Origin of the sequence: Sphingobacterium haloxyli, from assembly GCF_002980525.1 — a bacterium.
In the GTDB taxonomy this organism is placed as follows: Bacteria; Bacteroidota; Bacteroidia; order Sphingobacteriales; family Sphingobacteriaceae; genus Sphingobacterium; species Sphingobacterium haloxyli.
In genome coordinates, this window is the sequence record NZ_PVBQ01000007.1 from 64953 (window position 1) to 84518 (window position 19566).

The following is a 19566-nucleotide window of genomic DNA, read 5'->3' on the forward strand; positions in this document are numbered from 1 at the left end:
AGACATTGGAAATATTAAAAGCCACGGGGCAGTTTGCCTGGAAGCTATTGTTAGGAAGCGCATTCGTGTTTGGCTGTGCGTATATAATGCAGCAGTCGTTAGATCTCCGTTTTTTAGATAGCACTTTTGTGCCACTTTGTATATTGTTGTATTTGGTTACGGTATTTGCGTATGCCGTCTCGTACCTTGGAATACATAGTAATCCGGAACTTGGCGTGTATGCCATTCTCGGTGGTGTCATGATAAAAATGCTGGTATCGCTGGGTATTTTTATGGTTTTTCTATATGGAGTTAAAGTCGAAAATAAGGTGTTGTTAGGACTGAATTTTTTTTGTATATATTTATTAATGTCCTGCTTTGAAGTTATCATTTTGTTGCGTAACTTGCGGCGCAAAATAAAATAGCTAAAAATATTGTATAGATGGAAATAAGCCACTTTTTAACTTCAGCCAAAATCAGAACTTTGATGATTTTGTGCGTTTTTCTAGCTTCTTTCTCTTCGTTTGCCTCCTCTTTAAATACCACATCTGCACCGGAACAGCATGCCGAAACAGCGGATGACCATGCACACGAGAAGAAGGGTTTTGACATTACAGCTTTTATTTTCCATCACATAGGTGATTCGCACGAGTTTACCTTTTTTGGCGGTGATCCAGAAGGTAAATCAAAGTGGGTAGGTATTTACTTGCCTGTTATATTATATACAGAAAATGGGTTGGTAACGTTTTGCTCTAGTGAATTTGCGCGGAATGACGATGGTACCCGTATCGTTGAGAAAAAAGGACAGCAATTCGTAAAATATCACGGTAAGATTTACTATGCGGCGGATCAAGCAAATGATCACGGTTCTTATATTGTATATGATGAAGAACATCATGCTACAAATAAACGTCCATTAGATTTTTCTATTACAAAAAACGTATTCAGTATCTTTTTAGGATTCATCGTCTTGATTCTGGTATTCTTTTCGGTTGCGAGGGGATATAAGAAAAATGCGGGAAAAGCACCAAAAGGCATACAGTCTTTTATGGAACCGATTATCCTTTTTGTGCGGGATGAAATTGCCATTCCAAATCTAGGACATCGATATGAGCGCTTTATGCCTTATTTATTAACCGTATTCTTTTTTATATGGTTTATGAATATGTTGGGGTTAGTGCCGTTCTTTCCTGGTTCTGCCAACGTAACAGGAAATATTGCCGTGACGATGGTGCTTGCAGTCATTACGCTATTGATTATTTTATTTAACGGGAACAAATATTACTGGGGACATATCTTTAATCCACCGGTACCTTGGTGGTTGAAGCCTCTTATGATCCCTGTGGAGATTATTGGTGTGTTTACGAAGCCTTTTGCGTTAATGATTCGTTTGTTTGCAAACATCACTGCGGGGCACATTTTGGTGTTATCTCTATTGTGTTTACCGTTTATTTTTAACGCAAGTGCTGTAGCCGGAGGCTCGGTTATATTTACTATCTTTATCAGCTTGATCGAATTGTTAGTTGCTTTTATACAGGCGTTTATCTTTACGATTCTTTCTGCGTTGTTCATCGGTATGGCTATCGAAGAACATCACGAACATTAATAATAGATTAACGGAATAATTTTTCAACTAATATATATTTTAAAACTATGACTGGTACATTAGCCGCAATTGGAGCAGGTTTAGCTGCTATCGGAGCTGGATTAGGAATTGGTAAAATCGGTGGTTCTGCAATGGAATCTATCGCGCGCCAACCTGAAGCTGCTTCAAAAATCCAAACTGCCATGTTGATCGCTGCTGCCTTTATCGAGGCGGTTGCTCTATTTGCAGTAGTTGTTTCTTTGATCGCTTCATAATAGCCTCAAGAAACGTAAAGGACTAAAAGAACCTGTTTTGGGGTTGCCACTTCGGGTTCTTTTATTTATCCAAACTTACATAAGTTTACTTTTCTCTTCATCCAGTAAGGGATATGCATAGAGGAAATCAATAGTTAAAAAAGAAAAACTTTAAACGTCATATATAGCATTATAATATGGATTTATTAATTCCCGAAATTGGTCTGATTTTTTGGCACACCATTAGCTTCTTGATCCTGTTATTCTTGTTGGGTAAATTTGCTTGGAAGCCCGTGCTAAAAGCAATTAAAGAAAGAGAAGAAAACATCCAAAACGCGCTAGATTCGGCAGAAAAGGCGAAACTGGAGATGGCTCGTCTAACCAATGAGAATGAACAGTTATTAAAAGAAGCACGTGTTGAGCGGGATAATATCTTAAAAGAGGCGAAAGAACTGAAAGATAAGATTGTCGCTGATGCGAAAGATGAAGCACAAGCTTCTGGCAAAAAGATATTGGAGCAAGCAAAAAGAGAAATCGAAGAGCAGAAAAACAAGGCCTTGGCTGAGGTTAAAAATCAAGTTTCTTCTTTATCTTTGGATATCGCCCGTAAAGTTTTAACAAAAGAATTTGAAGATCAGGGTAAACAAGACGCTTTTGTAAGTGACTTACTGAAAGATGTGAAGTTAAACTAACTGGTTGTTCAGATTTTAAACTAAAAATATGTCAATTTTTACAGTTGCATCCAGATACGCTAAATCCTTATTAGACTTAGCGCAGGAACAAGGACAATTAGATGCCGTGAAGGAGGATATGGAAAGTGTGATTTCGGTGTTGAAGTCTAATTCCGAGCTGTTGGCTGTCCTTAAAAATCCGATTATTAAAGGTGATAAGAAACGTGCCATCCTAGCAGCGATTTTCGACGGGAAAATCAATTCTACCATACTTTCTTTCTTTTACCTATTGGTGAACAAAGGACGTGCAGCTATCTTATTGGATATTGCGCAAGAGTTTGTTCGTGAATATAACGAAGCAAAAGGGATAGTGAATGCCTCGGTGACGTCGGCGACGGCTCTTTCCGAAGTAAATCTGGCGGCGCTTCAAGAGATAATCGCAGCGGAAATCAATGCAACGGTTATTCTTAAAAATGTCGTAGATCCATCGTTGATCGGCGGCTTTACAGTACGTGTAGGAGACAGGCAAGTCGATTCAAGTATTGCTGGTAAGCTGAGTAAATTAGAAAAGCATTTTGCAGCACAAGGTGTATAATCCTTGGTATTAAATTGAAATAGAATCAAAAACCCCTTATAATAATAACAATGATAGAGGTAAGACCAGATGAAGTTTCGGCAATTCTTAGAGAGCAATTGTCGGGCTTTAAATCAGAAGCCGAACTAGAGGAAGTGGGTACCGTACTTACCATTGGTGACGGTATTGCTCGTATATACGGCTTAACTAAAGTTCAGTCCGGTGAATTGGTTGAATTTGATAATGGATTAGAAGGTATTGTATTAAACTTGGAAGAAGACAACGTGGGTGTCGTTCTTTTGGGTTCTTCGGACGAGATTAAAGAGGGAGATACCGCTAAACGGACCAAACGGATCGCATCTATTAAAGTAGGTGAAGGCATGTTAGGTCGTGTTGTAAATACATTGGGTCAACCTATGGATGGTAAAGGACCTATAGCAGGCGAGACGTACGAAATGCCAATTGAGCGTAAAGCACCGGGTGTTATCTACCGTCAGCCTGTGACTGAACCGTTACAAACTGGTATCAAGGCGATCGATGCGATGATTCCAGTGGGTCGTGGTCAGCGTGAGTTGGTTATCGGTGACCGTCAGACAGGTAAAACAGCGGTTTGTATCGATACGATCTTGAATCAAAAGGAGTTTTACGATGCAGGTGAACCTGTATTCTGTATATATGTTGCCGTAGGGCAGAAAAATTCAACGGTAGCGAACATCGTACGTGTGTTGGAGGAAAACGGAGCGATGGCTTACACCGTTGTCGTTGCTGCTTCAGCCGCAGATCCAGCTCCGATGCAGTTTTACGCGCCAATGGCTGGTGCTGCAATTGGTGAGTTTTTCCGCGATACGGGTCGCCCAGCGTTGATCGTGTATGATGATTTGTCGAAACAGGCGGTAGCGTACCGTGAAGTATCATTGTTATTGCGTCGTCCACCGGGTCGTGAGGCTTATCCTGGTGACGTGTTCTATCTGCACTCCCGTCTATTGGAGAGAGCAGCGAAAATCAATGCATCAGACGATATAGCGCGCAATATGAACGATTTGCCTGAATCTATCAAACACTTGGTTAAAGGTGGCGGTTCATTGACAGCACTTCCGATTATTGAAACACAGGCCGGTGACGTTTCGGCGTATATTCCTACAAACGTTATCTCTATCACCGATGGTCAGATTTTCTTGGAATCGAACTTGTTCAATGCAGGTATACGTCCGGCGATTAACGTAGGTATCTCCGTTTCACGTGTAGGTGGTAACGCGCAGATTAAACCAATGAAAAAAGTATCTGGAACGTTGAAGCTCGATCAAGCGCAGTTCCGTGAATTGGAAGCTTTCGCTAAGTTCGGTTCCGACTTAGATGCGGCGACTAAAGCGGTATTGGATAAAGGTATCCGTAACGTTGAAATCTTGAAACAAGGCCAATATTCGCCTGTTTCGGTAGAGAAACAAGTCGCCATTATCTATGCCGGTACAAAAGGATTGCTTCGTGCTGTTCCAGTAGATAAAGTTCGTCAGTTTGAAGCAGAGTTCTTGACACAATTGGAGCAACGTCATCCAGAAGTTTTAGCAGCTTTCAAAGCCGGCAAACTTACGGATGAGTTAACAGATGTTTTGGAAAAAGTAGCTAAGGAATTAGCGTCAAAGTATTAGATTCTTAGGAGCTAGGAATTAGGAGTTAGGAACTATATAGAAATCTAACTTCTAATTTCTAACGCCTAACTACTAAAAAAAGAATGGCAAATTTAAAAGAAGTAAGAAGCCGGATTAGTTCGGTAACATCAACGCAACAGATTACCAAAGCCATGAAAATGGTGGCTGCGGCGAAATTGAAGCGTGCCACCAACGCTATCGTACAGTTACGCCCTTATGCCAACAAATTAAGGGATATTCTGGCACAAGTTTCTGCTTCTGTTGAAGGGAATGATTCACCCTATACACAAGATCGTATACCCACAAAGGTATTGGTTATTGTGTTGACTTCCAATAGGGGTTTGGCGGGAGCATTTAACGCAAACGCGATCAAAACAGCTAATAGCCTGATTTTCGGTAAATATGCTGAACAACATGCCCGAGGTAACCTAAGCATTATAGCCATCGGTAAGCGAGGACACGATTTTTTTCAAAAGCGCGGGTTTAACGTTATTGGTAATTATAATGAATTGTATAGCGACCTTAACTTTTTGAATGTGTCCCAGGTGACGGAATATGCTATGCAGGAGTTCAAAGCTGGAAACATTGATCGGGTAGAAGTCGTGTATAACGAGTTTCGCAACGCGGCTGTTCAGGTGCTGACCACCGAACAACTGTTACCGTTAGTACCTCAGGACAAACCGGAAACCGAGGTAACTGCCGAAACGGACTATATTATAGAGCCGTCCAAAGAAAGAATTATTGAAGAGCTCATCCCCAAAGCCATCAAAACGCAACTATATAAAGCGGTTTTAGATTCTAACGCATCTGAACACGGCGCGCGTATGACAGCTATGGATAAAGCAACTGAAAATGCAGGTGAGTTACTTAAAGCGTTAAAGTTGTCTTACAACCAGGCAAGGCAAGCTGCTATTACAACCGAGTTGACAGAGATTGTCTCTGGTGCAGCAGCGTTATCAAATGGATAAGATATATTATCAAGTTAAAAAAGGGAATCCGTGAAGATTCCCTTTTTTGTTTTTATGCGATGTCATATTGTGCAAACGTTTGATGTGCTCGCCGCTGCTTTCTTCTGAAAGAAACTGATTATGTTTACTGTAAAAGAGAATAGTATGCAGATAATAAGAACGATTAAAACCTTTACATTACTGAGTTTGTGTGTGGTTTTACTATCTTTTTGTTCTAAGACAAAAGAGGACGCGATAAATGATAAAGTGGAATTAGCTGACTCAACGCTGTTTGAGGTGCCCTTAGCGGGAAACGCTTTTCTTACCAATAAGCCTGAGCGTGCCACTGAAATGATAACAGCGAATGGATTGGCAAACTGGACAAACGCCGAGACTATCTCCAGTGTTTATTTTCGTGTAGGACAGGCTGGTCGCCTCTATATGAAATTGCGTGCTAAAGTTGCTCCAGCAGAGAATTCCAGTACCGTACGTGTATCGGTTAACGACGTTTCTAAAAAGGTAACGCTGTCCAGTGCCGACTACGAAACCTACCATGTAGGCTATTTCGATGTAGATTCGGGTTATGTTAAGGTAGATTTGCAGGGATTAACGAAGACAGGCGAATATTTTGCTGACTTATCGCATATATTAGTGGGAGGCGAGTCGACCACCGCTATTTTATACGCTAATGACCCAGACTATTACTATTGGGCAAGACGAGGGCCTTCTTGTCACATGGCCTACACGATTCCGACAACCGATCCTGTCGAATATTATTATGGTGAACTGACTGTACCTACTGGTGAAGATGCCATAGGTTCCTATTTTATGAGCAATGGCTTTAGCGAGGGATACTTCGGTATACAGGTTAACTCTGCCACCGAAAGGAGAGTGTTATTTTCTGTTTGGAGTCCGTATAATACCGATAATCCGGAAGAAATTCCACCACATCTACGTATCGGCCTAAACAAGAAAGGCGATGGGGTTTATACCGGTGAGTTTGGCAATGAAGGTTCGGGCGGCCAGAGCTATCTGAAATATAATTGGAAAGCAGGAGAACCGTATAAATTTTTGCTTAAAGGACAGCCGGATAATGCCGGTTCAACCGATTTTACAGCTTGGATTTATTTGGAAGATAGAGGCGGTTGGAACCTAATCGCCAGTTGGAAGCGACCTGAGATTTCAAAATATTTAACAGGTTTTCATAGCTTTCTGGAAAATTTTAATCCCGATAACGGACATCTTGGCCGACGTGTTTTATTTGCTAACCGATGGGTAAGAACCGCGGCAGGCAATTGGCTGCCCATCCAATCGGCTAAATTTACTGTCGACGCGACCTATAAGGCTCAACAGCGTATAGACGCGATAGGCGGGGTTGAAAATGATCATTTCTATTTGCAAAATGGCGCCTTTTTCTCCGAAGTCGTTGCTCCAAATAGTAGTTTTTCGATTAATCCACCAAAGGAGGCACCGGATATCGATTTTGATAGTTTGCCTTAGTTAAGGGTAGCATTATAATGCCATCTATTTTATGTAACTTTGTAACCTTACAAAAAGATAGAAACGTGACGGTGCTTAAGCGAGTATATCAATCTTGAGCACCGCTTGTATAAAATAAATATGGCAAATATTGTGGCAATTGTTGGTCGCCCTAACGTGGGGAAATCGACGTTATTTAACCGTTTAACAGAAAGTAGAAAGGCAATCGTTGATGATTTCAGCGGTGTTACGCGTGATCGCCATTATGAAATGGCGGAATGGATAGGGAAGAAATTTACGGTTATTGATACGGGCGGATTTGTTCAGGGCTCGGACGATGTTTTTGAAGAGGCTATTCGTGAACAGGTGCATATCGCTATCGAGGAAGCATCCGTTGTCCTTTTTATGGTGGATGTGACCACCGGTATTACGGATCTAGACGATGAAATTGCTGATTTACTCCGTCGTGCGTCGAAGCCAGTTTACGTAGTCGCCAATAAAGTAGATCATGCTAGAAGAACCCATGAATCAGCAGAATTTTATGCGTTCGGGTTGGGTGAAATTTATAATATATCTTCTATAACAGGGTCGGGTACCGGAGAGTTGTTGGATGCCGTGGTGTCTCATTTTCCGGAAGAGGAAGAGGAGGAAGATGTCGCCTTGCCGAAGTTAGCTATTGTCGGTCGTCCGAATGTAGGAAAATCTTCGTTGACGAATGCGTTGTTAGGTAAGGAGAGAAATATTGTGACCGATATTGCGGGTACTACCCGGGACTCTATCCGTATCCATTATAACCAATTTGGTAACGAGTTTTTGCTTATCGATACGGCTGGGCTCCGGAGAAAGAATAAAGTGAATGAAGATATCGAGTTCTACTCCGTTATGCGGACTATTAAAGCACTGGAGGATTCCGATGTTATTATTCTGATGCTGGATGCCAATGATGGCATTGAATCGCAAGATATTAACATCTTCCACTTGGCGGAAAAAAACAAAAAGGGTGTCCTTATCGTGGTCAATAAATGGGATACCATCGAAAAAGATCACAAGACTACAAAAGAATTTGAGACCCGTATTCGGGAGAAAATATCTCCATTTACCGACGTGCCGATTATTTTTACTTCGGTAACGGAAAAACAGCGTATTTATAAGGTCGTTGAAAAAGCTATGGAGGTATACGCCAATAAAACAAAAAAAATAGCGACCTCGAAGCTAAATGATGTTATGTTGGAGATAATTCAGCACTACCCGCCGCCAGCTATCAAAGGAAAGTATATCAAAGTCAAATATATAACGCAACTACCTGGGCGCTCGCCGATGTTCGCGTTTTTCTGTAACCTACCGCAATATATCAAAGAGCCGTATAAGCGGTTTATCGAGAATAAATTGCGCGAACATTTTGATTTTACTGGAGTACCTATTCAAATATATTTTAGACAAAAGTAAGCTGATTATAGATTTTTATGGAACCTAATCTTGTTCTTTATAACACCCTTACCCGAAAAAAAGAAAAATTTGAACCCCTTAACCCGCCTTTCGTAGGCATGTATGTTTGCGGTCCGACGGTGTATAGCGATGTGCATTTAGGAAATTGCCGCACATTTGTGTCTTTTGACATGATCTTTCGTTACTTGCTACACCAAGGATATAAGGTAAGATACGTAAGAAATATCACGGATGCGGGGCATCTAGAAGGTGACAGGGATGAAGGAGATGATAAATTTTCCAAAAAGGCAAAATTGGAACAGTTGGAGCCTATGGAAATTGTGCAGAAGTATACGCTAGGTTTTCACGAGGTGTTACGTCTTTTTAATACCTTACCACCTAGCATCGAGCCGACGGCAACCGGACATATCCTGGAGCAAATTGAGATGGTGCAACGCATTATCGACAATGGTTATGCTTATGAGGTCAACGGTACGGTGTATTTCGATGTAGAGAAATATGTAAAAGAACATGACTATACGATTTTAACTAACCGGAAGCTGGAAGACCTTCTAAACAATACACGGGAATTGGGTGGACAGGACGAAAAGAACGGACGTTTGGATTTTGCCCTATGGATTAAGGCGAAACCAGAACATATTATGCGTTGGCCGGCCCCTTGGAGTGTCGGTTTCCCAGGCTGGCACATCGAATGTTCGGCAATGAGCAGCAAGTATCTCGGTGCTCAGTTCGATATCCACGGTGGCGGAATGGATCTCGCCGCTACACACCACACCAATGAAATAGCTCAATCGGAAGCCTGCCATCACGTCCAGCCTGCAAAATATTGGATGCATACGAACATGCTGACCGTGAACGGTGCACGGATGTCGAAATCTGCCGGAAATGGCTTTTTGCCTCATGAACTGTTTACAGGCAATCACCCCCTATTAGATCGAGGATATTCACCTATGTCCGTTCGTTTTTTCATGATGCAGGCACATTACCGTAGCACATTGGATTTTTCCAATGAGGCATTGGATGCTGCAGATAAGGGATATAAGCGTTTGATGAGTGCGATTACATTGTTAGAAAAGATAAAGCCATCGAATAAAAATAACGGCGGATTTGATCTCTCCTTATTGAAAAAGCGATGCTATAAGGCGATGGACGACGATTTTAATACACCGGTACTCATCGCCGAATTGTTTGAAGCAGTCCGCTTTATCAATGCGGCATACGACGGTAAGATGGCGATGGATCAAGTGACGCTGGACGAGCTTAAATCGTTTATGCAGGTGTTCGTAGTAGATATATTGGGGCTGAGGAATGATGCGCTAGCGGGCGACACCGACGATACAGAAGGTTTGATGCAGATTATCATCAATCTGCGCGATGAAGCAAAGAAAAATAAGGATTTTACGACATCAGATCGCATCCGTGAAGATCTCCAGTCTATTGGCGTTCAACTAAAAGATAGTAAGGATGGAACGCTTTGGAATAAGATTTGATTGTAAAACGGCAAAATTGTGTAAATGAACTTGACAAAAATCTACTCATTAATAGTTACGTTAGTATTCAGCATGGCATTCGTTGATGGCCAAGCACAGTTACCTGATAAAGTGGGAAGCTTGATTACGGCTGACCGGACGGCCTCTAGTATTGCGAAAAGAGAGAATCCGCACAAAGCGTTTATGTCTATCGTGGACAAAGAATCTACCTTGTATGTTCCATCACCGGTAAACGCATTAAATTACTTGAATAATCGGCCGAATATTCCGGATATCATGTCCTGGGAGCCAAATTTTGCGTCGGTTTCGAAAAGTTTGGATTGGGGGATTACATCTGGACCGATGGAGTTTCAAAAGGTAGGTGCGATTAAAAGATATGGACAGTATCTTACGGTGTGGCGTCGTGATAAGAGGGGGAATTGGAAAGTGCACATAAGAGCGGAAGTCGAGAATTTTGGAAAAGGGCCGAAATCGGATTTGGTATACTACGAACCTGACGATTCCTGGTACCTAAAACATCGCTCGAAGGTTCGTTTGCAACAAAGAGAAGAAGTAGTAACACAAAGTGACGAATTGTTTTCCACGATTTTGAAAGCAAATAATGAAACGGCCTTCAATGAATTTCTAGCAGATGACGTACGTTATTACTACCCATGGACGACAGAGATAGAAGGTAAGAAAAATGTACTTGCTTTTCTAAAGAAAAAGAGAATCGAAATTACAACAGATCCATCTGGTGTTGGCCGTGCTTATAGCGGAGAATATGCTTACACTTCTGGAACAGCGACCGTGAGGTCTAAAGAAAAAGTCGTTAAATTTAACTATATCCGCGTTTGGCAATTAAAAGACGATTATCAGTGGCGGGTTATAATGGAAATGATGTTTGAGCGATAACGCCGTCTGTATTATTCAACCAAAGTTTCAGCTCGTCACATGTTAGGAAATCTTCTTTGATGTCAATAAAGGTGCCCACCTTGCGTTGTTCGAACCATTCGCTAAGTGTTCTGTTGACTTTATCTTGACTGGCTGCTTCTTGTATCTTAGCAAAATCTTGCTCTAAATTTGCTTTATGCGGTGCTATACGTGATTTGAGATAGATGAATTTATATACCTGTTCACCTGTCTGGTCTGCAGAAAGGAAAGATTTAGAATATTGCCCCACTCCCAATGGGTCAATCGCGGTAAATGTCTCTTTGTCCAGTCGATCTATTTGGATTAGGGGAGAACCGTCTTCCTGATTGGTAATCATCCCTCCAGAAAATTTAGTCTCGTTGTTGTCTGAATGCAGGACTGCTGCCGAATGAAATGTTAGTTTCCCTTCGGTTACGTTATCGTAAATGCTGTCGATTTTTGCCTTGGCGCGCTGCAAGCTGGCTGATGTAGGTTTCTTTTTTATAAGGACATGACGTACATTCACTTCCTCGCCGCGCCGCTGTAAGACCTGTAAGAAATGAAAGCCAAATTGTGTTTCGAAAACAGGCGAAACTTCTCCCTCTTTAAGTTTGAAAGCCATCGCTGAAAACTCTTTAACATAGCTGTCACGAGTGGCAAAACCTAGCTCTCCACCATACGGAGCGGAACCATCTTCCGAATACAAGCGCGCCACCGTTCCAAAGTCCGAGCCGTTTAAAACTTGTTGCCTATACCCCTCGGCTTTATTTCTAAATTGCTCTTTTTCTTCTTTTGTTAATTCGGGTTTGATAACAATCTCACCAATCTCCACTTCCGTGTTAAAATAAGGAAGGCTATCCTGATCTAGGCTTTCAAAATATTGTTTTACTTCTGCGGGCGTAACGGCGATTTTAGAAACGATGGTCTGTTGCATTCTTTGTGCCTTAAGCTGTTCGGCAATATTGGGACGCATCTCTTCCTTATATTGCAGAAGTGAACGATTCAAAAACTCCTCCAACCGCTCTTTTCCGCCTGCTTGTCTCACCATCATCTGCATCCGTCTGTTCAGGTTATCGTCCACCTCTGCTTCGGCCACTTCGATAGAGTCGATCGCAGCTTGTTGGGACAACAGCTTTTGTGTAACTAATTGTTGGAGTATATAGCATTTGAAATCGTCATCCGGCTTCATTCCTTGAGCAAGGTTTTGCGCATACTGCATTTCTACATCGGATTGCAGGATAATGCTGGAACCCACAGTAGCGACTACACGGTCTACTAATCTCCCTTGACCATACACCGATTGCAAACCAAAGATGGTTGCGATTGCTATACCCAGTAAACTTATATATTTCTTCATCATAAACGTTGCCTCTGTGCAGTACAAAATTACCATAAATAGCGAGTTTGTATCGATTTTCTTCTCGGCTAATCTTGGTAAAATACTTTGTTGTCAAAAGTACTAAAACTTTGCTCGTTAATTTGTTAAAAATGTTAAAAAATGAAAGGGGGGTATTTCACGTGCTAAAATGTGTAATTTAGCGATATACTTCATTAACACAATAATAATGAGAGCAGCAATGATATTTATGTTAAGTTGTTTAGTCCAATGTTCGATAGCACAGGAGATTCCCATGTTTATCGGTACATACACCCATGCAGGCAGTCAAGGTATCTATCTGTATATGTTTGACATGAACACCGGAGATGCAACGATGTACTCGTCGACGGCTAGTGAGCATCCTTCCTTTTTAGCGAGGTCAGCAAAGGGAGATATGTTATATGCTGTTAACGAGATAGGAGATACTACGGCCTCGCTGTCCTCTTTTACCTTTGACGGGGATGCCTTGTCTTTTGTTGACGCTATCCCTACCGACGGAGCTTCTCCGTGTCACGTTGCCGTTAGTAAGCGCCACCCTCTTGCTGTTGTGTCGAATTATGGTGGAGGTTCCTTGTCGGTATACCGACTCGATAAAAATGGTGGTATTGAGCAGATACAGCATATCCAACAAGAAGGAGCCGGGCCGAACAAAGAAAGGCAAGAAGCCTCACATGTGCACTCTGCTTTCTTTAGCCCGGATGAGCATCGTGTATATGTACAAAATCTCGGTACGGATAAGGTCACCATCTATCGGTTAGATAAAACGAATGATGATTATAGGCTGGTGGAAGAAAGTTACCTATCAACCCCGGCAGGAGGAGGACCGCGTCATTTGGTATTTGACGAGAACGGACAAAACATGTATGTTCTATTGGAAATGGCAGCCAAGATTGCTCATTATGAAAATGTTGACGGAAACTGGGCGTTAGTCGATACCGTTTCTATTAATGAAGATGGTTTCGAGGGAGATAATGGCGCGGCGGAAATTAAGCGTTCAGCTGACGGAAAGTTTCTCTATGCATCTAATCGTGGTGATGCTAATACCATTACGCTATTCGCAATAGACAATTCGGGCAAGCTGGAACGGAAAAAAGTATATGCAACAGGGGGGGAGGGACCTCGGAACTTCAATATTTCTCCTGATGGGCGTTTTTTGCTCGTTGCAAATCAGCAAACAAATAATATTACGATTTTTGAACGTAGTCAAGAAACTGGAGAGCTAAAGGACACAGGCAAACAGATTGAAGTATCAACGCCCGTTTGTATTGTTTTTTAATACAGAAACGAAGGCCTAACCCCTATTCCGTTTCTTCATCGGTCTTAGCGACGTTAGGTGCTTGATCTTTATTATCACCTTCGGTGTCATTCCCATCGCTTTCCAGTTCGTGTGTTTCTTTGTTGTACTTGCCGGCGAGCTCATCAATGATCGTACCTTTCCAAAGTGGTGTTCCGGTAAAATAAGCCGCTCTGCCGATCATGTGAGCACCAATTGGAGCGGTAATAATCAGAAAGAAAATAATAGCAATGGCTTTGGTCGTTACAGACATATCGGGGAACATGATTGCTGCACAGATGAGCAGCAAGCCTACTCCTAAAGTAGAGGCTTTGACTGTTACTGACAGACGCAAATAGAAGTCTGGCATACGCATTATTCCAATCGATGCGAATAGGATGGAAAGTACACCAACAGTGCTTATGAACGCTAATATAATATCAATCATTTTTTTTGTTTTTCTATATAGTAAGCGAAGGCCACTGTGCCTAAGAAGGCAATCAGGGCAAGAATAATAGCGACATCCAAAAAAACCTCCTGGTTAGAACGGATGCTATATACGGTTATAATCCCGATACCGATTGTGATGATCAAGTCAAGCGCAATCACACGATCGACCAAAGATGGACCCCTGAACAGCCGGACAAATACCAGCATGACAGAGATAGATAATATCGGGAGGATAACGTAATCGAAATAGGCTTCTAGTGTAATCATCTTAAAATCGCTAATAGTCTTCTCTCTAAACCCGATTGTGTCTGTCTGACAAATGCTTCTGGGTCTGTTAGATACATTACATGGATATAAATTGTCTTTTTGTCATCACTGATATCGACGATGAGTGTGCCAGGCGTAAGGGAAATCATGGTCGTGAGCAGGCTGATCTCGAAGTCTGTCTTGGCACTCATTGGATACCTGACAATGCCCGGCTTGAAGAAATATTTCGGCGTAATCACATCAAATGCAACTTGGACGTTCGCTTTCAGGATTCCGTATAGAAAGTAGAAAACAAAACCGATAATCTTCGGAACCCGATAGAAATACCGCTGATCCGTTTCGTTGCGGTTCATAACCCAGAGGATAAAGAACCCGATCATAAAACCAAATATAAAGTTGGTGTAAAACAGTGAACCGGTAAGTGCTATCCATATTCCGGCAAGCAGCAGGTTCATTAAAAAATTCTTAATCATATCTTAATCCGTTTTATTTCCCAAAACAGCATCAATATATGCCGAGGGGTCTATTAACTGTGTCGATATTATATCTGCTATTTTTACGATAGCTTCCGCATTTAATCCTATATAGAGTGTTACAAGAGCCATTAGTCCGATAGGCAGTACCATCAGGATTTTTTTGTAGGGAGGCATAGGAGCAAACAGATTCTCCGTCTCCGCTGACGGAGGGATATTTTTCCAAAATACTTGTACCCACATGTTGGCAATAACATACAGCGTTATAAAACTTCCGATGATCAACGCAGCCACGTAAAAATATTGATGCTGAGCGAAGGCTTCCTGGAAGAGAAATACTTTTGGCCAGAATCCCGATAATGGCGGTATGCCTACCAAAGAGAATAAGACGATGGCAATGAGAAGTGATATTTTTGGATAGTTGCGGTATAATCCGCCCAGTTTGCTCATATCCATTGTGCCTCCAAGCTGACGAATAAGTCCGGCTACTAAAAACATATTGGTTTTGACCATTATGTCGTGTATCAGATAGAATACCGCGCCCATCAAGGCGACCTTGCTGAACATAGCGATGCCGCCCATCATAAAGCCTATATGGCAGACAATAAGATAAGAGAAAAAGCGACGTATATTCGTTTTGATCAATGCTCCGAGCGCTCCGGTCAAAATAGTGAATACGGCGATGACCATCAATAATGTTCGGATGAAATCGTCGGGGACGAAGATCAGGCTAAATACACGCAGCATAGCATAAATTCCCACTTTTGTCAACAGTCCCCCAAAAGTTGCAGCAACAGCAGAGGGGGGAGTATGATAGGAGGAGGGAAGCCAATAATACAATGGAAATACTGCAGACTTAATGCCAAAACCAATTAGGAAAAAGCAGGATGTGATGCCTATTAGTGCCTTATTTTGTACTTCCTGGATTCTAATAGACAGATCTGCCATATTGAGCGACCCGGTAATCCCATACAGCATGCCGATTCCGGTTAGAAAGAACATGGACGCCAGAATATTCATCGCCATGTATTTAACTGCTCCTTCTAACTGCGCTTTTCTACCCCCTAGGGTCATTAACACAAAGGAAGATATAATAATGACCTCAAAATATACATATAAGTTGAAGATATCCCCTGTCAGAAATGCACCGTGCAGTCCCATGATAAGAAAATGAAAAATGGGGAAATAACCATAAAGCATCCGTTGTCTGCTAAGCCCAACCGACGAAAAAAGGGATACCGCGAAGCAAGCGATTGATGTAAGCAGGACCAAGGTCACGCTTAGCATATCGGCCACAAAAACAATCCCGAAGGGAGCGTCCCAGTTTGCCGCGTTCATGGTGAGTATGCCACTTTCCTGCACGCGTCCAAAAAGACGAAAGGCAACCATAAGCCCGATCAAACTTCCTCCCACGCTGAGGTAACGTTGGGTGACCGTCTTTCGCCAGCATATGAGCTGAATGATTGCTGTAAACAGCTGTACAAAAATAGGTGCTAAAATATGGTTGTCTATCATATGTCTTCTTCTTCAGGTGTATTTAAATCGTCCAGATCGTCTGAATCTACTAATGCGTAAACGCGCTTTAACAGCACAATAGCAAAAGAAGTTAAACCAAAACTAATCACAATGGCGGTGAGTATTAATGCTTGTGGAATAGGATCGGCGTATACCTCCTGAAAAACTTTTTCCATACTACCGATTACCGGGGGGCTCCCTTTCGTAATATTTCCGATCACGAAAATTAAAACATTAGCCCCGTTACTTAACAACATAATGCCTAATAATAACCTCACCATACTCCTACGAAGAACAAGATATATACCCGCAGCATACAGTAGACCTAATACCAAAACCAATAATAATTCCATGTCAATCGTTTAGAGCAATGGTAAACAGAATAGTTAATACGACGCCTATGACCACCAAATATACCCCGATATCGAAGAACAGCGCGGAACCAATCATCCCAATAACTGGTATAGGTTCTTCAAACCATAGTCCAGTCATAGGCGGAAGGCCAAACAATAAGGGAACCGTAACGCTTACCGTCGAGGTTGCTAATCCGATTGGGATCAATGAAAGTGGTTTGTATCCAAGGATTTTCATCGTACTCTCTGTGCCATTGGCGAAGCTGTGCAAGACAAATGCAATGGATGCGACTAATCCACCTACAAAACCGCCTCCGGGGTAATAATGACCACGGAGGAGTAAGAAAAACGAAAACAACAATAGGATGGGTAGTAAATACCGCGTAGCTGTTTGTAATATTATACTCTTCATTTTTTTTCTCCTATTTTATAACCTAAGCACCCGGAGTGCCGTATTAAATCTCTTAACTCGGGGCCTCCTACTCTTTCTCCGAGGATTTTAAACGTAACTTGATTAAACTATAAACCCCCAATGCCGCGACCGCTAACACAACGGTCTCAAACATGGTGTCTAGCCCTCGAAAATCTACTAATATCACGTTGACGACATTTTTACCCTTCGCCAATATATATGCATTCTCACCGTAAAAATCACTGATGTCGGTCGTGACAGGCTCGTAAAGTACGCGTAGCACAATCATAGAAATGATGATGCCGAAGCCCAGCGCTACGACTGCATCCCGGATAACCACGCCCCGGTTCATGAAATTGATGAAGGGAGGGAGCTTATACAAAACGAGTACGAACAATACCGTCGTTAACGTATCAATCGTAAACTGCGTCATCGCGAGGTCGGGGGCGCTATAGAAGACAAACATTAAACAGAGGCAATATCCGATAACGCTCGTGGAGACAACGGCGGTCAAGCGGGATTTCGTGGTCACGATAATATACAACGCACCCATTAAGATGGCTACAATACCAAACTCATACCAGGACAAGGGGGTTAAATTGGCATAGTCAATTTGGATAGGTCCGCCTAGCCAGAGTTTATATCCTAATAAAAGTTCCGCAAAAAGGATTATCTTGAAGTGATAGGAGCGGAGATAGCCATTGTGGATCTTGTTCGTATACCAACTGGACGCTCGTCGGATCCCCTTCCCAAGTTGACGGAAAAGGTGTTGCGACGAAATGATATTAAAGCGTTCCAGGGCAAGTAATTTTTCTTCAGTAGGGTTGTTGGCAAAATATAAAGCAATTCCTGCAGCTAGCGTAGCGCCGCTTAAGGTAAGAACGGTGTTAAACCCATGCCATAATTGGAGGTGCATATCTGTTTCTCCACCAGCAATTGCGTCTGCCGTTTGGTGGGTGACGTAATTGCCGACGACGCCTGGAAACAGGCCGAACAATATGCCCAAAACCGCCAAGATAAGTGGCGGAATCCACATAGAGTGGTTCGGAAGGCTGGCTTCCTGAAACATTTCCGGTAATTTTCCAGAAAAGGGTTTTATACCCGCCCGGAAACCAGCTGTTACCAATCCTATATTCGTAAGAACAGCAAGGGCGGTTAACCAGATAGTCCAACTTTCTCTAAAGTTTAACGTTGCTTCGTAGATCAAGTCCTTTCCAATGAAGCCGAAAGTGGACGGTACTCCCGCGCTGGATAGTGCCGCCAATAAGGCCGCTATAAAAACAGGCATCATCACCTTACGCAGCCCTTTCAGTTTGGTGATATCGCGCGTGTGTGTTTCATGATCAATTATCCCCGTCACCATGAACAGCGTGGCTTTGTATAGTGCATGTACTAAAATAAAGACGCTGACGGCAATGATTGCGTCCGTTGTACCAATACCTAGCAAAAAAGTTAAGATGCCTAACGCAGAAACCGTGGAATAGGCCAGAATTCCCTTTAGATCCGTTCGGAATAGGGAATGGACAGCAGCGAAAATCATCGTAAAACCTCCAACGACCATGAGTGTGATCTTCCATAATTCGGTGTCACCAAGTATCGGGGTGAAACGCGCCAGCAAGTAAATTCCCGCTTTTACCATCGTTGCCGAATGGAGGTAGGCGGATACCGGCGTCGGCGCTTTCATGGCACCGGGTAGCCAAAAATGAAATGGAAATTGCGCCGACTTAGTAAAGGCACCTATGCATATGAGCCCGACAATTAGGGGGTATAGCGGATGACTAACCAGTTGATCGTGGTATGCAAATAACTCGCTGATAACGAATGTCCCTGCAATGTTACCGACTAATATCAAACCCGCTAACAAGAAGAACCCCCCCATTCCGGTAATACTCAATGCCATCAACGCGCTGTTTCGGGATGCTTTGCTGTCATTATTGAAACCAATAAGAAAAAACGAACTGATACTGGTCAGTTCCCAGAAAACAAATAATGTTAGGATATTATCTGATAATACAACGCCTAGCATTGCGCTCATGAATAAGAGCAAATAAGCGAAAAAACGATCGAAGTAGATATGCCCTTTTAGGTAGCTGCGGGCATAAAAGAAGATGCCCGCTCCAATGCCTGTAATCAATAATGCAAAAAGCAACGATAATCCATCTAAACGGAAGTCGAAGTTCACGCCTAAGCTGGGAACCCAAGTAAGATGCTGGATGACGTTCGTCCCATTTGCTATGACAGGCACATGCCATAAATAGAATAGAAAGAGTATTACGGGTATAAACGGGAGTACAATACTCCATTTCGTTTTAATAAGCTTGCCGAAAGGAACGAGAAGGCTCGATGTTATTAACCCTGTTAAAACAGTAAATAGCATGCAGTCTTTTGTTTAAACAATGTTGGAACGTTATAAAATTACAAAAAATTCGCAATTTGCAGCGTTGTTTTTTGATATTAGCGTCTAAACATCCATTATCAGGATA

The 19566-nt window shown here is 42.3% G+C and carries 20 protein-coding genes; 12 read left to right on the top strand and 8 right to left on the bottom strand.

Annotation, left to right across the window (positions count from 1 at the left end; translation table 11 throughout):
• The first annotated feature begins 5 nt into the window (after positions 1–5).
• The 11 genes from C5745_RS10570 to C5745_RS10620 all read left to right on the top strand — a co-directional run bounded on the left by C5745_RS10570 (position 6) and on the right by C5745_RS10620 (position 10965).
• Positions 6–404 (top strand): hypothetical protein, encoded by a 399-nt coding sequence (locus C5745_RS10570; RefSeq protein ID WP_105716976.1) that lies wholly within the window; start codon positions 6–8, stop codon positions 402–404.
• A gap of 17 nt (positions 405–421) precedes the next feature.
• A complete protein-coding gene (atpB, locus tag C5745_RS10575) occupies positions 422–1585 on the top strand; it encodes a F0F1 ATP synthase subunit A (protein ID WP_105716977.1) in 1164 nt (387 codons plus the stop codon).
• A gap of 47 nt (positions 1586–1632) precedes the next feature.
• The gene (atpE, locus tag C5745_RS10580) at positions 1633–1839 is read left to right on the top strand and encodes an ATP synthase F0 subunit C (protein ID WP_105716978.1); all 207 of its coding nucleotides are present in this window, start codon (positions 1633–1635) and stop codon (positions 1837–1839) included.
• A 176-nt stretch (positions 1840–2015) separates the two neighbouring features.
• The gene (locus C5745_RS10585; RefSeq protein WP_105716979.1) at positions 2016–2510 is read left to right on the top strand and encodes a F0F1 ATP synthase subunit B; all 495 of its coding nucleotides are present in this window, start codon (positions 2016–2018) and stop codon (positions 2508–2510) included.
• A 28-nt stretch (positions 2511–2538) separates the two neighbouring features.
• Entirely contained in the window at positions 2539–3084 is a 546-nt protein-coding gene (locus C5745_RS10590) for a F0F1 ATP synthase subunit delta (protein ID WP_105716980.1), read from the top strand.
• A gap of 50 nt (positions 3085–3134) precedes the next feature.
• Positions 3135–4709: a F0F1 ATP synthase subunit alpha gene (gene atpA / locus C5745_RS10595; protein ID WP_105716981.1), complete on the top strand. Its 1575-nt coding sequence runs from the start codon at positions 3135–3137 to the stop codon at positions 4707–4709.
• Between the two features lie 83 nt (positions 4710–4792).
• Complete coding sequence (atpG, locus tag C5745_RS10600) at positions 4793–5677, top strand: ATP synthase F1 subunit gamma (RefSeq protein WP_105716982.1); 885 nt, start codon at positions 4793–4795, stop codon at positions 5675–5677.
• Between the two features lie 144 nt (positions 5678–5821).
• Positions 5822–7156, top strand: a complete 1335-nt coding sequence (locus C5745_RS10605; RefSeq protein ID WP_105716983.1) for a DUF3472 domain-containing protein — start codon at positions 5822–5824, stop codon at positions 7154–7156.
• A 120-nt stretch (positions 7157–7276) separates the two neighbouring features.
• Entirely contained in the window at positions 7277–8581 is a 1305-nt protein-coding gene (gene der, locus C5745_RS10610) for a ribosome biogenesis GTPase Der (protein WP_105716984.1), read from the top strand.
• A 17-nt stretch (positions 8582–8598) separates the two neighbouring features.
• Positions 8599–10071 (top strand): cysteine--tRNA ligase, encoded by a 1473-nt coding sequence (gene cysS / locus C5745_RS10615; RefSeq protein ID WP_105716985.1) that lies wholly within the window; start codon positions 8599–8601, stop codon positions 10069–10071.
• Positions 10072–10095: 24 nt separating this feature from the next.
• Positions 10096–10965, top strand: a complete 870-nt coding sequence (locus tag C5745_RS10620; protein ID WP_105716986.1) for a DUF4440 domain-containing protein — start codon at positions 10096–10098, stop codon at positions 10963–10965.
• Here C5745_RS10620 and C5745_RS10625 read toward each other — a convergent pair.
• Positions 10937–12322 carry a peptidylprolyl isomerase gene (locus C5745_RS10625; RefSeq protein WP_317046844.1) on the bottom strand — a complete coding sequence of 462 codons (1386 nt, stop codon included), beginning with the start codon at positions 12320–12322 and terminating at the stop codon, positions 10937–10939. The genes C5745_RS10620 and C5745_RS10625 overlap by 29 nt on opposite strands.
• A gap of 226 nt (positions 12323–12548) precedes the next feature.
• On the opposite strand from C5745_RS10625, the gene C5745_RS10630 reads away from it, so the two are divergent.
• On the top strand, positions 12549–13616 hold the full coding sequence (locus C5745_RS10630) for a lactonase family protein (protein WP_207795781.1): 1068 nt from the start codon (positions 12549–12551) through the stop codon (positions 13614–13616).
• A gap of 22 nt (positions 13617–13638) precedes the next feature.
• Here C5745_RS10630 and mnhG read toward each other — a convergent pair whose 3' ends face one another.
• The 7 genes from mnhG to C5745_RS10665 all read right to left on the bottom strand — a co-directional run bounded on the left by mnhG (position 13639) and on the right by C5745_RS10665 (position 19460).
• Positions 13639–14061, bottom strand: coding sequence for a monovalent cation/H(+) antiporter subunit G (gene mnhG / locus C5745_RS10635; RefSeq protein WP_105716988.1), 423 nt, complete (start codon positions 14059–14061; stop codon positions 13639–13641).
• Positions 14058–14330 carry a monovalent cation/H+ antiporter complex subunit F gene (locus tag C5745_RS10640; RefSeq protein WP_105716989.1) on the bottom strand — a complete coding sequence of 91 codons (273 nt, stop codon included), beginning with the start codon at positions 14328–14330 and terminating at the stop codon, positions 14058–14060. Before C5745_RS10640 ends, mnhG begins: the two co-directional genes overlap by 4 nt.
• The gene (locus tag C5745_RS10645) at positions 14327–14803 is read right to left on the bottom strand and encodes a Na+/H+ antiporter subunit E (protein WP_105716990.1); all 477 of its coding nucleotides are present in this window, start codon (positions 14801–14803) and stop codon (positions 14327–14329) included. The genes C5745_RS10640 and C5745_RS10645 overlap by 4 nt, the downstream gene beginning before the upstream one ends.
• A 3-nt stretch (positions 14804–14806) precedes the next feature.
• Complete coding sequence (locus C5745_RS10650; protein WP_105716991.1) at positions 14807–16318, bottom strand: proton-conducting transporter transmembrane domain-containing protein; 1512 nt, start codon at positions 16316–16318, stop codon at positions 14807–14809.
• Positions 16315–16671 carry a Na+/H+ antiporter subunit C gene (locus C5745_RS10655; protein WP_105716992.1) on the bottom strand — a complete coding sequence of 119 codons (357 nt, stop codon included), beginning with the start codon at positions 16669–16671 and terminating at the stop codon, positions 16315–16317. The genes C5745_RS10650 and C5745_RS10655 overlap by 4 nt, the downstream gene beginning before the upstream one ends.
• A gap of 1 nt (position 16672) precedes the next feature.
• Positions 16673–17083 carry a Na+/H+ antiporter subunit B gene (locus C5745_RS10660; protein WP_105716993.1) on the bottom strand — a complete coding sequence of 137 codons (411 nt, stop codon included), beginning with the start codon at positions 17081–17083 and terminating at the stop codon, positions 16673–16675.
• A gap of 67 nt (positions 17084–17150) precedes the next feature.
• Complete coding sequence (locus C5745_RS10665; RefSeq protein WP_105716994.1) at positions 17151–19460, bottom strand: putative monovalent cation/H+ antiporter subunit A; 2310 nt, start codon at positions 19458–19460, stop codon at positions 17151–17153.
• Positions 19461–19566 lie beyond the last annotated feature (106 nt).